Origin of the sequence: Streptomyces sp. NPDC029674 (assembly GCF_044903205.1) — a bacterium.
GTDB lineage: Bacteria > Actinomycetota > Actinomycetes > Streptomycetales > Streptomycetaceae > Streptomyces.
The window spans coordinates 229,410-240,835 of sequence record NZ_JBJDPY010000011.1 but is presented as its reverse complement, the minus strand read 5'-3'; the positions used below and the strand labels follow the sequence as shown (position 1 = coordinate 240,835).

The window sequence follows — 11,426 nt, the reverse complement described above, 5'->3', positions numbered from 1 at the left end:
TCAAAAACACACCCCCCCCCCCCCCCCCTTTTTGCCCCCCCCCCCCCCCCCCCCCCCGCGGCGGGCGGGGGGGGGGGCGGGGGCCGGGGGGGGGGGGGCCCCCCCCCCCGGGGGGCCCCCCCCCCCCCCCCGGGCCGCGCACAGTGCTTGCTTATCTCATCCGGCGCCTGATCGCCGTCATCATCATGGTGCTGGTCGTACTGCTCGCGACCTTCACCATCTTCTTCATGCTGCCCAAGTGGGCGGGACAGGACATCGCCGTCCTCTTCGCCGGCAAGGCGTCGGGTGCCGAGCAGCTCGAAGGCATCCGCGTCAAACTGGGCCTCAACGATCCCTTGCTGGTCCAGTTCTGGGACTTCATCAAGGGCATCCCGATGGGCCGCGACTACGTCAACGGCAGTGACGTCACGCACTGCCCGGCCCCCTGCTTCGGCTACTCCTTCCGCACCGAGGCACCGGTGTGGGAGACCCTCAAGGACGCCCTGCCCGTCACCGGCGCGCTCGCCGCGGGCGCCTGTGTGCTGTGGCTGGCCGGCGGCGTCATCACCGGCGTGATCTCCGCGCTGCGCCGGGGCACCATCTGGGACCGCGCCGCGATGACCACCGCGCTCGCCGGTGTCTCCCTGCCCGTCTTCTTCACCGGCATGATCGCGATGGGCATCTTCGTCCACGAACTCGGCTGGGTGAAGATCGCGGACAGCCTCAGCACCGACGACTCGATCGACGTCTGGCTCCAGACGATGATCCTGCCGTGGATCGTGCTCGCCTTCCTCAACGCCGCGATGTACGCCCGCCTCACCCGCGCCACGATGCTCGAAGTGCTCGGCGAGGACTACATCCGCACCGCCCGCGCCAAGGGCCTCGGCGAGCCCACCGTCATCCGCAAGCACGCGCTGCGCTCCGCGATGACCCCGATCCTCACCGTCTTCGGACTCGACCTCGGCGTCCTGATGGGCGGCGCCGTGCTCACCGAGTCCACGTTCAACCTGCCGGGGCTCGGCCTCGAAGCGGTCAAGGCCATCAGCAGCAAGGACCTGCCCGTCATCCTGGGCGTCACCCTGTGCGCGGCGCTCGCGATCGCCGTGGCCAACCTCGTCGTCGACCTTCTGTACGCCGTCATCGACCCGCGAGTGAGGCTGGGATGACCGAACTGTCCAAGAGCGGAGCTGCGGTGGGGGAGCCCGTCACCGGCTCGCCCGCTCCCTCCGCCTTCCTCGAGGTGCGCGACCTCAAGGTGCACTTCCCGACCGACGACGGCCTGGTCAGGTCCGTCGACGGACTCAGCTTCCAGCTGGAGAAGGGCAAGACCCTCGGCATCGTGGGCGAGTCCGGCTCCGGCAAGTCGGTCACCTCGCTGGGCATCCTCGGCCTGCACACCGCCGGCCAGTACGGCGCCCGCAAGGCCCGGATCTCCGGTGAGATCTGGCTGGACGGCAAGGAGCTCCTGTCCGCCCCGCCGGACGAGGTGCGCAAGCTGCGCGGCCGCGAGATGGCGATGATCTTCCAGGACCCGCTCTCCGCGCTGCACCCGTACTACTCCATCGGCAAGCAGATCACCGAGGCGTACCGGGTCCACAACGACGTCGACAAGAAGACCGCCCGCAAGCGGGCGATCGAGATGCTCGACCGGGTCGGGATCCCGCAGCCGGACAAGCGCGTCGACTCCTACCCGCACGAGTTCTCCGGCGGCATGCGCCAGCGCGCGATGATCGCGATGGCCCTCGTCAACAACCCCGAGCTGCTCATCGCCGACGAGCCGACCACCGCCCTGGACGTGACCGTCCAGGCGCAGATCCTCGACCTCATCCGGGACCTGCAGAAGGAGTTCGGCTCCGCCGTCATCATGATCACGCACGACCTGGGCGTGGTCGCCGAGATGGCGGACGAGCTCCTGGTCATGTACGGCGGCCGGTGCGTCGAGCGCGGCACCGCCGAGAAGGTCTTCTACGAACCCCAGCACCCCTACACCTGGGGCCTGCTCGGCTCGATGCCCCGCATCGACCGCGAGCAGACCGAGCGGCTCATCCCGGTCAAGGGCTCCCCGCCCAGCCTGATCAACCTGCCGGGCGGCTGCGCCTTCAACCCGCGCTGCCCCTACGCGGACATCCCCAAGGATCAGATCACCCGCCGCGAGCGCCCCGACCTGCGCGAGGTGGCCCCCGGGCACTACTCCGCCTGCCACATGTCGCAGGACGAGCGCACCCGGATCTGGACCGAAGAGATTGCGCCGAAGCTGTGAACGATGCCGCGAAGGACCAGAAGAACCCCAAAGGCACTGCGAAGGACCAGGAGATGACGATCCCGGCGCAGACGAAGGGCTCGCCCGAGCCGCTGCTCAAGGTCGACGGCCTGGTGAAGCACTTCCCCATCAAGAAGGGGCTGCTCCAGCGCCAGGTGGCGGCGGTGCAGGCGGTCGACGGCCTCTCCTTCGACGTACGCCCCGGTGAAACGCTCGGCGTGGTCGGCGAGTCCGGCTGCGGCAAGTCGACGATGGGCCGGCTCATCACGCGGCTGCTCGAACCGTCGGCCGGGCGCATCGAGTTCGAGGGCACGGACATCACGCATCTGAACACCGCGCGGATGCGCCCGCTCCGCCGCGACGTCCAGATGATCTTCCAGGACCCGTACTCGTCGCTGAACCCGCGGCACACCATCGGCACGATCGTCGGCGCGCCCTTCAAGCTCCAGGGCGTCAAGCCCGAGGGCGGCGTGAAGAAGACCGTGCAGGAGATGCTGGAGCGCGTCGGGCTCAGCCCGGAGCACTACAACCGCTACCCGCACGAATTCTCCGGCGGCCAGCGCCAGCGCATCGGCATCGCGCGGGCCCTCGCCCTGCGGCCCAAGCTGGTCGTGGCGGACGAGCCGGTCTCCGCCCTGGACGTCTCCATCCAGGCCCAGGTGGTCAACCTCCTGGACGACCTCCAGGAAGAGCTCGGCCTCACGTACGTGATCATCGCGCACGACCTGTCGGTCATCCGGCACGTCTCGGACCGCATCGCGGTGATGTACCTCGGCAAGATCGTGGAGCTGGCCGACCGGAACGACCTCTACTCCACGCCGATGCACCCGTACACCAAGGCGCTGCTCTCGGCGGTGCCGGTGCCCGACCCCAAGCGGCGCGGCGTCAAGAGCGAGCGCATCCTGCTCCGCGGCGACGTCCCCTCGCCGATCGACCCGCCCAGCGGCTGCCGCTTCCACACGCGGTGCTGGAAGGCGACGGAGATCTGCAAGACGAAGGAGCCGCCGCTGACCGCGCTCGCCACCGGGCACCAGGTGGCGTGCCACCACCCGGAGAACGCGGCGGACCAGGCACCGCAGGACACCGTGCTCCTCTCGGCGGCCAAGGAGGCCATCGAGGTGGTGTCGGTGGCCACCAAGGCGGACGAGACGGCGGCCGCTGAGAAGACGGCACCGGGCAAGGATCCGGACCCGGCCGGGAAGTAGTCACCGAGTCACCGCGGAGGGAGGGCGTGCGAGCGGTCGCGCGCCCTCCCTCCGTCGTGTGTCACTCCGTGACGGTCCAGCGCCCCACTTCCCGATACGCCGAGTCGTAGACGCTCTCGCCCTCACCGGGCGTCAGCGCGTAATGCCCGAGGTTGCCGCCCCAGTACCGCAGGATCCGGCCCAGCTCCTCGGCGGCCCTGCCCTCGAACCCCGTCTCACCCATGTCGATCTCCAACTGAAATCTCATGGCTTCAACCCTGTCATTGAAGTCCTTTGTGAGACTTCGCGGACGACGAGCCCCGCGCGAAGGCGCCGAAATCGGGGGCAACCCTCAAACGCGGGGGAAGGCGGCGGAGAGCTCGGCCCGGCCACGGGTGACAATGGCGCGTGCTCCAGGATCTGTTCACCCCCTCCGTCCAGCACTCGCTCGACATCGTGGGGATCTTCGTCTTCGCGATCTCCGGCGCGCTGCTCGCCGTGCGCAAGAACTTCGACGTCTTCGGCATCGCCGTGCTCGCCGAGGTCACCGCGCTGGGCGGAGGCCTCTTCCGCGACCTGGTCATCGGGGCGGTGCCGCCGGCCGCCTTCACCGACCTCGGCTACTTCATCACCCCCCTCTTCGCGGCCGCGCTGGTCTTCTTCCTGCACCCGGAAGTGGAGCGCACGCAGCTCGCGGTGAACGTCTTCGACGCGGCGGGCCTCGGCCTGTTCTGCGTGGCGGGAACGACCAAGGCGTACGACTACGGCCTCGGCCTCACCGCGTCGGCGACGCTCGGCCTGATGACCGCGGTGGGCGGCGGAGTGCTCCGCGACATCGTCGCCAACGAGGTGCCGTCGCTGGTCCGCTGGGACCGGGACCTGTACGCGGTCCCCGCGATCGTGGGCGCCACGATGGTCGCCCTGTGCATCCACTTCGAGCAGCTGACGGCGTTCACGAGCGCCCTCGCGGCCGTGACGACGTTCACGCTGCGGCTGCTCGCGCTGCGCTACCACTGGCGGGCGCCGCGCGCCTGGAACCGCCGGTCCACGGCGGTGGAGGCGGAGGCGCGGGAGACGCCGTGACGGCGCTGAAGCACGCCAGGAAAGCTACCGCTCAGTAATTAGATGTTGTACCTTGCTGCCATGGCAACGGCAGCATCAATTCCCGCAGCGGTGCCCGCGCGCATCGGCGACAGCGAGTTCGACCGCGACACGGCGGTCACCCGCCGGGAGCCCGGCGTCTACGACACGGAGCTCTCCGCCGGCTGGACGATCATCAGCGCCGTCAACGGCGGCTATCTCCTCGCCGTCATCGGCCGCGCCCTCGCGGACGCCCTGCCGCACGCCGACCCCTTCACCGTCTCGGCGCACTACCTCACCGCGTCGAGGCCCGGCCCCGCCGTGATCCGCACCGACGTGGTGCGCGCGGGCCGGTCGCTCTCCACCGGTCAGGCCTCGCTCTTCCAGTACGACGACGAAGGGCGCGAGGTCGAGCGGATCCGCGTGCTCGCCTCGTACGGAGACCTCGACGCGCTCCCCGACGACGTGCGCACGACGGCCGAGCCGCCCGCCATCCCGCCGCTCGACCAGTGCTTCGGCGCGCAGGACGCGCCCGACCACCGTCCGGTGCCCGGCAGTTCGGCCATCGCCGACCGCCTCTTCCTCAAGCTCGACCCGGCCACCCTCGGCTGGGCGCTCGGGCAGCCGTCCGGCAAGGGCGAGATGCGGGCCTGGTTCGGCCTCGCGGACGGCCGCGACGCGGACCCGCTCTCGCTGCTGCTCGCCGTCGACGCGCTGCCGCCGACCGCCTTCGAGATGGGCCTCACCGGCTGGGTCCCGACCGTCGAGCTGACGGTCCACGTCCGCCACCGCCCCGCCCCGGGCCCGCTGCGCGTCTCGATCACCACGCGGAATCTCGCGGGCGGCTTCCTGGAGGAGGACGCCGAGGTCTGGGACAGCGAGGACCGCCTGGTGGCCCAGTCGCGGCAGCTGGCGCGGGCGCGGCTGAGCTAGCTCCTGCTTCTGTGGAGGAAGCCGAGCAACTCCCCGGCGAGCTCGGCGGGCGCGTCCTCCTGGACGAGATGCCCCGCGCCCTCGATCAGACGCAGCTCCGCGCCGGGGACGAGCTTCGCGAGTTCCTCGCCCTTGGTGGCGGGGACCCAGGTGTCCCCGGCGCCCCAGCAGATCAGCACGGGCAGCAGCCGCAGCTCGCCGTACCGGCCCTGGATCTCGTCGGTGAACCGCTGGTCGTTCTGCTCGATCTGCCGGTAGAAGGCGGCCTGGCCCTCTCCCGTGCACCAGGGCTCCACGAGCCGGTCGAGCACGGCCGGATGCAGTCCGCGCCGACTGGCCGAGCTCACGTACTCGCGGACCAGCGCCCGGTGCAGCTCGGGCGGCAGCTGGGCGAACACGTCGGCGTTCGCGCCCAGGAGCCGGTACGTGGGGGTGCCCCAGGGGGCGAGCGCCACCGGGTCGACGAGGGCGAGGCGTTCGTAGCGGGCGCCGTGCAGCAGGTGCGCGCGCAGGGCGACGCAGCCGCCGAAGTCGTGCGCCACGACGGCGGGCCGGTCCAGGCCCCAGTGGCCGAGGAGTTCGGTGAGGACCCGGCCCTGCGCGGCGAGCGACACGTCCTGCCCGGCCCGCATCTCCGAGACGCCGTACCCCGGCAGGTCCCACACGTAGACGCGGTGGCCGCCGGCCAGCGCGCGGGCGACGTCACGCCACACGTACGACGAGAAGGGCGTGCCGTGGACGAGGACGACGGGCGGGGCGTCGGCCGGGCCGAGGGCCGCCCAGCGGACGGTGCCGGTGGGGCCTTCGAAGGTCCGGTCGAGGGCCCAGGGGTCACGGTCAGGGGCAACTGTCATGACCGTAAGGCTAGTTGCTCCTTACGGTGACGTCGAGAGGCGAGGGGGTGAGGCGCCGAGGGGGCGGTGGGAGCGCGTCAACGCTCATCGCGCCAGTGACGGCGGCCGAGGCCCACCAGGCGCAGCTGCCTGCGCGCGACGTCCGCCGTCCGGGCCTCCGCCGCCGTCCCGGGCCCCGCGTCCAGGAACGCCGACGCGGTCATCACCATGTGGTCGACGTACACTCCGGCCAGCATCAGCAGATCGTCCTCGGTCCACTCCGCCGTCGGCTCCTCCTGGGCGAACTGCTCCGCCACCTCCCGTGCGAACAGGGCGAGTTGGGCGCCGATCGCGTCCCGCACCGCCCGCACGCCGCCGTGCCGCTCGCGGGCGATGAAGCGGACGTGCGCGGGGTGGCTGCGGACGTACCCCGCTATCAGCTCGACCGTGCCCGCGATGCGCTCCTCGCCGTCGCCGGTCGCCGCCAGCATCGCGGTGAGCGTGGTGTGCAGGCTGGCGAACGCCTCCTCGACCAGGGCCACGCCCAGGTCGGCGGTGTCGCGGAAGTGCCGGTAGAAGGCGGTGGGCGCGACGCCCACGGCACGGGTGACCTCGCGCAGGCCCAGGCTGCTGAGGCTCTGCTCGTCGAGCAGCTGGAGCGCCGCGTCGAGGAGTGCCTGCCGGGTCTTCTGCTTCTGGGCCTGCCGGACGCCGAGGGTGTGACTCATGCCATGCAGTTAACAACTGTTCTCCGAGTTTTGAAAGCCGGAGACGGAGTACTCTCTAAGTCAGTGAACAACTGTAACCACAAGCGTTCACCGAACGAGAGAGGGATCTCCGTGCTCTTCATCGTCGCCGCCCTGATGCTGCTGGGTGTCGCCATGGGCACCGTGGCGCACGCCCCGCTTCCGGTCACCCTCGTCGCCGCCGCCGTCATCGGCGTGTGGCTCGCGGTCTTCGCCCTGCGCGAGCGCCACGCGCGGCACCGCTGAGCCCACCTCTCCGTACGGCACCTCCACCTGTCAGGAGTCGCACCATGGGAAGCACCGCAACCCGCACCCGTCCCGAGAGCACGGCCCCGGCCCCGACCGAGGAGCCCCGTCCTGTCGGGCGCCGGGACACCGACGGCATGGCCGTCGCCTCCTTCGTCCTCGGTCTGCTCGGGCTGCTCGTCCTGAACCTCTTCCTCGGGCCCATCGCGATCGTCCTCGCGAGCGTCGCCCTGTGGCGCGGCACCGCCCGCAGGGGCCGTGCGCTGCTCGGCCTCGGGCTCGGCGTGGCCGACCTCGTCGTGCTCGCCGCGCTCGTCGCGACGGACGACACCGTGTCCTGGGGTCTCGCAGGCTGATACCGCCGGGGCGAAGGGTGCCGCACGGCTCGTAGAATCGTGCGCACCATGGCCTACCTCGACCACGCAGCGACCACTCCGATGCTCCCGGAGGCGATCGCGGCGATGACCGCGCAGATCGCCGTCACCGGCAACGCCTCCTCGCTGCACGCGGCGGGGCGCCGAGCGCGACGCACCGTCGAGGAGGCCCGCGAGACGCTCGCCGAGTCACTCGGCGCCCGGCCCAGCGAGACCGTCTTCACCTCCGGCGGCACCGAGGCCGACAACCTCGCCGTGAAGGGCCTGTACTGGGCCCGCCGCGACGCGGAACCGGCCCGCACCCGCGTCCTGTCCAGCCCCGTCGAGCACCACGCCGTCCTCGACGCCGTGCACTGGCTCGGCGAGCACGAGGGCGCCACCGTCGAGTACCTCCCCGTCGACCGGCACGGCCGCGTGCACCCCGACGCGCTGCGCGAGGCCATCGAGCGCGATCCCGACGACGTCGCCCTGGCCACCGTCATGTGGGCCAACAACGAGATCGGCACGGTCCAGCCGATCCGTGAACTCGCCGACGTCGCCCAGGAGTTCGGCGTCCCGCTGCACGCCGACGCCGTCCAGGCGTACGGCCAGCTGCCCGTCGACTTCGCCGCCTCCGGGCTCGCCGCGATGACCGTTTCCAGTCACAAGATCGGCGGCCCTTACGGCATCGGCGCACTGCTCCTCGGCCGCGAGTACAGCCCCGTGCCCGTCCTGCACGGCGGCGGCCAGGAGCGGCACGTGCGCTCCGGGACGCTGGACGTGCCCGCCATCGCCGCGTTCGCCGTCGCGGGCGAGCACGCCGCCGCGCACCGCGAGCGGTTCGCCGCCGAGATCGGCGCGCTCCGCGACGACCTGGTGACCGCCGTCCGCTCGGCGGTCCCCGAGGCGATCCTCGGCGGCGACCCGGCCCCCGGCGGCCGGCTGCCCGCCAACGCGCACTTCACCTTCCCCGGCTGCGAGGGCGACTCCCTCCTGCTGCTCCTGGACGCCCAGGGCATCGAGTGCTCCACCGGCTCCGCCTGCACGGCGGGCATCGCCCAGCCCAGCCACGTCCTGCTCGCCACCGGCACCGACCCCGACCTGGCCCGCGGCACGCTCCGCTTCTCGCTCGGCCATACGTCGACGAAGGCGGACGTCGACGCGGTGGCGGCGGCGATCGGCCCGGCGGTGGAGCGGGCGCGGACGGCGGGCCTGAGCTAGGCCTTCTTCTCCGGCTTCGTGGACGGCTTCGGCTGCTCCGGTCTGTCCCGCTCCTCCCGCACCAGGCGCAGATACCGGTCCCAGTCCCAGTGCGGCCCAGGATCCGTGTGGTCCGTGCCCGGCACCTCCACGTGGCCCATGATGTGCTCGCGGTCCACCGGGATGTCGTACCGCCGGCAGATCCCGGCGGTGAGCCGCGCCGACGCCGCGTACATCGGCGCGGTGAACGACGACTTCTGGTCGACGAAGCCCTCGTGCTCGATGCCGATGCTGCGTTCGTTGTAGCTCCTGTTGCCCGCGTGGAACGCCACGTCCAGCTCGCGGATCATCTGCGCGATGTGCCCGTCCTTGCGGACCACATAGTGTGCGGCGGCGCCGTGCCCCGGGTCCTTGAAGACGCGCAGCGCCGTCTGGTACCCGCCCTGGACGACGTGGATGATGACGCGGTCGATCTCGTAGTCGTCGGGGCGGTCCGCGCGGCGCCAGTTGTAGTCCGACGCGGCTATCCACTGCGCGCCCGGGGCGTCGACCTCGCCCTCCTTGCGCTTCTTGACCACGCCGGGCAGCCGCCACCACAGCCGGCCGAGCTCGTCTCCGGCGAGCACGGCGGTGCCGACGGCCGCCGCGGCGCCACCGATCAGCAGAGTCCGCCGGTCGATGCCCCGGCGCCCCGGCTTCTCCTGCTCCGCATCCCCCATATGATCGTCAACGCTTACTCAGGGGCGTCCGGTTCCCGCCGCCCCGTACTCTGTTAGAGCTATGACTTTGACCGAGACCCCGCAGACCCCGCAGCGTTCCCAGCGCCCCCTCCGTGTCCTGGCCGCGATGTCGGGCGGAGTGGACTCCGCCGTCGCCGCCGCCCGCGCCGCCGAAGCCGGGCACGACGTGACCGGAGTGCACCTCGCGCTCTCGGCGAACCCGCAGTCCTTCCGCACGGGCGCGCGGGGCTGCTGCACCATCGAGGACTCGCGCGACGCCCGCCGCGCCGCGGACGTCATCGGCATCCCGTTCTACGTGTGGGACCTCGCCGAGCGGTTCCGCGAGGACGTGGTCGAGGACTTCATCGCCGAGTACGAGGCGGGCCGCACCCCGAACCCGTGCCTGCGCTGCAACGAGAAGATCAAGTTCGCCGCCCTCCTCGACAAGGCTCTGGCCCTCGGCTTCGACGCGGTCGTCACCGGCCACTACGCCAAGGTGATCGTCCGCGAGGACGGCACGCGCGAGCTGCACCGCGCCTCGGACATGGCCAAGGACCAGAGCTACGTCCTCGGGGTCCTGGACGACCGCCAGCTCGCCCACGCGATGTTCCCCCTGGGTGACACGGTCACCACCAAGGAGGAGATCCGCGCGGAAGCCGAGGAGCGCGGTCTGGCCGTCGCCAAGAAGCCCGACAGCCACGACATCTGCTTCATCGCCGACGGCGACACCCAGGGCTTCCTCGCCTCCCGCCTCGGCAAGGCGGAGGGCGACATCGTGGACGAGTCCGGTGAGGTCCTCGGCTCCCACGAGGGGGCGTACGGCTACACCATCGGCCAGCGCAAGGGCCTGCGGATCGGCACCCCGGCCCCCGACGGCAAGCCGCGCTACGTCCTGGACATCTCCCCGGTGAACAACACGGTGACGGTCGGCCCGGCCGCGGCCCTGGACGTCACGGCCCTGACGGCCATCAGGCCCCGCTGGTGCGGAGCGGCCCCCACCGGCCCCGGCACCTACACGGCGCAGCTGCGCGCCCACGGCGGCGAGACGGAGGTGACGGCCGAGCTCGTCGACGGCACCTTGAACGTCTCCTTCACCGAAGCCGTGCGCGGGGTAGCCCCCGGCCAGGCGATCGTCCTCTACGACGGCACGCGCGTGGTCGGCTCGGCGACGATCGCGACGACGGAACGGGTGACGACGGCGGCCTGAACCGGTCCTACTGGGCCGCCGTGAACCTCGCGCTGGTCAGCGGGGCATGGTGGATCCATCCCAGCGACTCGTACAGCGCGCGTCCTTCCGGAGTGCCCGCTAGGACGGCCGTGCGCGCCCCTCGGTCCGCCGCCGCGTGCTGGAGCGTGCGCATCACCAGGCCGCCGAGGCCCCTGCGCCGGTGGGCGGGGGCGGTCTCGATCTGGTCGGCGACCGCGGTCGCCCCGGTCGGCGCGATCTGACCGCGTGCCGCGAGGGCGCCGTCGGCCGCGGTGACCAGGACCTGCGTGACCCCGCCACGGGTTCAGGTGCGCAGCCGGTACCCCGGCGGCACCGGCGCGGGCTCCGGCGCGTCCGGCGTCAGCGGCAGCGACATCAGCCACCCCGGCTCCGGGTCGACCCACCAGCGCGGGCCCAGCCACGCGCGCACCACCTCCGGGTCCGCGAACGCCTTGAGCCAGACGCCGTCCCCGGTCACCGCGCCCGCCACCTTTCGGACGACGGTCTCCCCGACCTCGTCGCCCACCGCCCCGAGGACGTGCCGGGTGACGTGGTCGAACCGGCCCACGTCGATGGTCCAGCCCCACGGCTCGCTGATCGGCGGCGCGGCCCCGCGGGACACCACCCAGCCCTCAACCCAGGCCTGCACGAGGTCGTTCATGCAAATCCCCCTGTAATAACCAGTA

At 71.7% G+C, this 11,426-nt stretch carries 13 protein-coding genes and 1 pseudogene; 9 read left to right on the top strand and 5 right to left on the bottom strand.

The annotated features are described in order from the left end of the window. Nucleotides 1-143 precede the first annotated feature (143 nt). The 3 genes from ACI2L3_RS26335 to ACI2L3_RS26325 are packed head-to-tail and all read left to right on the top strand — an operon-like array spanning nucleotide 144 to nucleotide 3,444. Nucleotides 144-1,145, top strand: a complete 1,002-nt coding sequence (locus tag ACI2L3_RS26335) for an ABC transporter permease (protein ID WP_404754847.1) — start codon at nucleotides 144-146, stop codon at nucleotides 1,143-1,145. Next, complete coding sequence (locus ACI2L3_RS26330; protein WP_404754846.1) at nucleotides 1,142-2,239, top strand: ABC transporter ATP-binding protein; 1,098 nt, start codon at nucleotides 1,142-1,144, stop codon at nucleotides 2,237-2,239. Before ACI2L3_RS26335 ends, ACI2L3_RS26330 begins: the two co-directional genes overlap by 4 nt. A gap of 53 nt (nucleotides 2,240-2,292) precedes the next feature. After that, entirely contained in the window at nucleotides 2,293-3,444 is a 1,152-nt protein-coding gene (locus tag ACI2L3_RS26325) for an ABC transporter ATP-binding protein (RefSeq protein ID WP_404754904.1), read from the top strand. A gap of 61 nt (nucleotides 3,445-3,505) precedes the next feature. Here ACI2L3_RS26325 and ACI2L3_RS26320 read toward each other — a convergent pair whose 3' ends face one another. Continuing rightward, nucleotides 3,506-3,691, bottom strand: a complete 186-nt coding sequence (locus ACI2L3_RS26320; protein WP_404754845.1) for a hypothetical protein — start codon at nucleotides 3,689-3,691, stop codon at nucleotides 3,506-3,508. A 140-nt stretch (nucleotides 3,692-3,831) separates the two neighbouring features. Here ACI2L3_RS26320 and ACI2L3_RS26315 point away from each other — a divergent pair, with 140 nt between their 5' ends. Next, nucleotides 3,832-4,506: a trimeric intracellular cation channel family protein gene (locus ACI2L3_RS26315; protein ID WP_404754844.1), complete on the top strand. Its 675-nt coding sequence runs from the start codon at nucleotides 3,832-3,834 to the stop codon at nucleotides 4,504-4,506. A gap of 60 nt (nucleotides 4,507-4,566) precedes the next feature. Next, nucleotides 4,567-5,436: a thioesterase family protein gene (locus ACI2L3_RS26310; protein WP_404754843.1), complete on the top strand. Its 870-nt coding sequence runs from the start codon at nucleotides 4,567-4,569 to the stop codon at nucleotides 5,434-5,436. Here ACI2L3_RS26310 and ACI2L3_RS26305 read toward each other — a convergent pair. Beyond that, a complete protein-coding gene (locus ACI2L3_RS26305; protein ID WP_404754842.1) occupies nucleotides 5,433-6,290 on the bottom strand; it encodes an alpha/beta fold hydrolase in 858 nt (285 codons plus the stop codon). The two genes, ACI2L3_RS26310 and ACI2L3_RS26305, sit on opposite strands and share 4 nt — an antisense overlap. A gap of 77 nt (nucleotides 6,291-6,367) precedes the next feature. Continuing rightward, the gene (locus ACI2L3_RS26300; RefSeq protein WP_404754841.1) at nucleotides 6,368-6,997 is read right to left on the bottom strand and encodes a TetR family transcriptional regulator; all 630 of its coding nucleotides are present in this window, start codon (nucleotides 6,995-6,997) and stop codon (nucleotides 6,368-6,370) included. Nucleotides 6,998-7,108: 111 nt separating this feature from the next. Between ACI2L3_RS26300 and ACI2L3_RS26295 the strand changes: the two genes are divergently transcribed. Genes ACI2L3_RS26295 through ACI2L3_RS26285 form a run of 3 tightly spaced genes read left to right on the top strand, consistent with a single transcriptional unit; the run spans nucleotide 7,109 to nucleotide 8,835 of the window. Continuing rightward, entirely contained in the window at nucleotides 7,109-7,261 is a 153-nt protein-coding gene (locus tag ACI2L3_RS26295; protein WP_398308881.1) for a hypothetical protein, read from the top strand. 44 nt (nucleotides 7,262-7,305) lie between these two features. Beyond that, nucleotides 7,306-7,617, top strand: coding sequence for a hypothetical protein (locus ACI2L3_RS26290; protein ID WP_404754840.1), 312 nt, complete (start codon nucleotides 7,306-7,308; stop codon nucleotides 7,615-7,617). Nucleotides 7,618-7,665: 48 nt separating this feature from the next. Continuing rightward, nucleotides 7,666-8,835, top strand: a complete 1,170-nt coding sequence (locus ACI2L3_RS26285; RefSeq protein ID WP_404754839.1) for a cysteine desulfurase family protein — start codon at nucleotides 7,666-7,668, stop codon at nucleotides 8,833-8,835. On the opposite strand, the gene ACI2L3_RS26280 is transcribed toward ACI2L3_RS26285, so the two are convergent. Further along, on the bottom strand, nucleotides 8,832-9,533 hold the full coding sequence (locus ACI2L3_RS26280; protein ID WP_404754838.1) for an N-acetylmuramoyl-L-alanine amidase: 702 nt from the start codon (nucleotides 9,531-9,533) through the stop codon (nucleotides 8,832-8,834). The genes ACI2L3_RS26285 and ACI2L3_RS26280 overlap by 4 nt on opposite strands. Nucleotides 9,534-9,594: 61 nt before the next feature. On the opposite strand from ACI2L3_RS26280, the gene mnmA reads away from it, so the two are divergent. Beyond that, entirely contained in the window at nucleotides 9,595-10,740 is a 1,146-nt protein-coding gene (mnmA, locus tag ACI2L3_RS26275) for a tRNA 2-thiouridine(34) synthase MnmA (RefSeq protein WP_404754837.1), read from the top strand. Between the two features lie 7 nt (nucleotides 10,741-10,747). Here the strand turns inward: mnmA and ACI2L3_RS26270 are convergent. Further along, nucleotides 10,748-11,401 (bottom strand): annotated as a pseudogene (locus ACI2L3_RS26270) (GNAT family N-acetyltransferase). Between the last annotated feature and the right edge of the window lie 25 nt (nucleotides 11,402-11,426).

Excerpts from the sequence above, each read along its gene's own strand:
- ACI2L3_RS26330 (WP_404754846.1), top strand. The coding sequence starts at position 1,142 with ATGACCGAACTGTCCAAGAGCGGAGCTGCGGTGGGGGAGCCCGTCACC.
- ACI2L3_RS26325 (WP_404754904.1), top strand. The coding sequence starts at position 2,293 with ATGACGATCCCGGCGCAGACGAAGGGCTCGCCCGAGCCGCTGCTCAAG.
- ACI2L3_RS26320 (WP_404754845.1), bottom strand. The coding sequence starts at position 3,691 with ATGAGATTTCAGTTGGAGATCGACATGGGTGAGACGGGGTTCGAGGGC.
- ACI2L3_RS26310 (WP_404754843.1), top strand. The coding sequence starts at position 4,567 with ATGGCAACGGCAGCATCAATTCCCGCAGCGGTGCCCGCGCGCATCGGC.
- ACI2L3_RS26305 (WP_404754842.1), bottom strand. The coding sequence starts at position 6,290 with ATGACAGTTGCCCCTGACCGTGACCCCTGGGCCCTCGACCGGACCTTC.
- ACI2L3_RS26300 (WP_404754841.1), bottom strand. The coding sequence starts at position 6,997 with ATGAGTCACACCCTCGGCGTCCGGCAGGCCCAGAAGCAGAAGACCCGG.
- ACI2L3_RS26290 (WP_404754840.1), top strand. The coding sequence starts at position 7,306 with ATGGGAAGCACCGCAACCCGCACCCGTCCCGAGAGCACGGCCCCGGCC.
- ACI2L3_RS26285 (WP_404754839.1), top strand. The coding sequence starts at position 7,666 with ATGGCCTACCTCGACCACGCAGCGACCACTCCGATGCTCCCGGAGGCG.
- ACI2L3_RS26280 (WP_404754838.1), bottom strand. The coding sequence starts at position 9,533 with ATGGGGGATGCGGAGCAGGAGAAGCCGGGGCGCCGGGGCATCGACCGG.
- mnmA (WP_404754837.1), top strand. The coding sequence starts at position 9,595 with ATGACTTTGACCGAGACCCCGCAGACCCCGCAGCGTTCCCAGCGCCCC.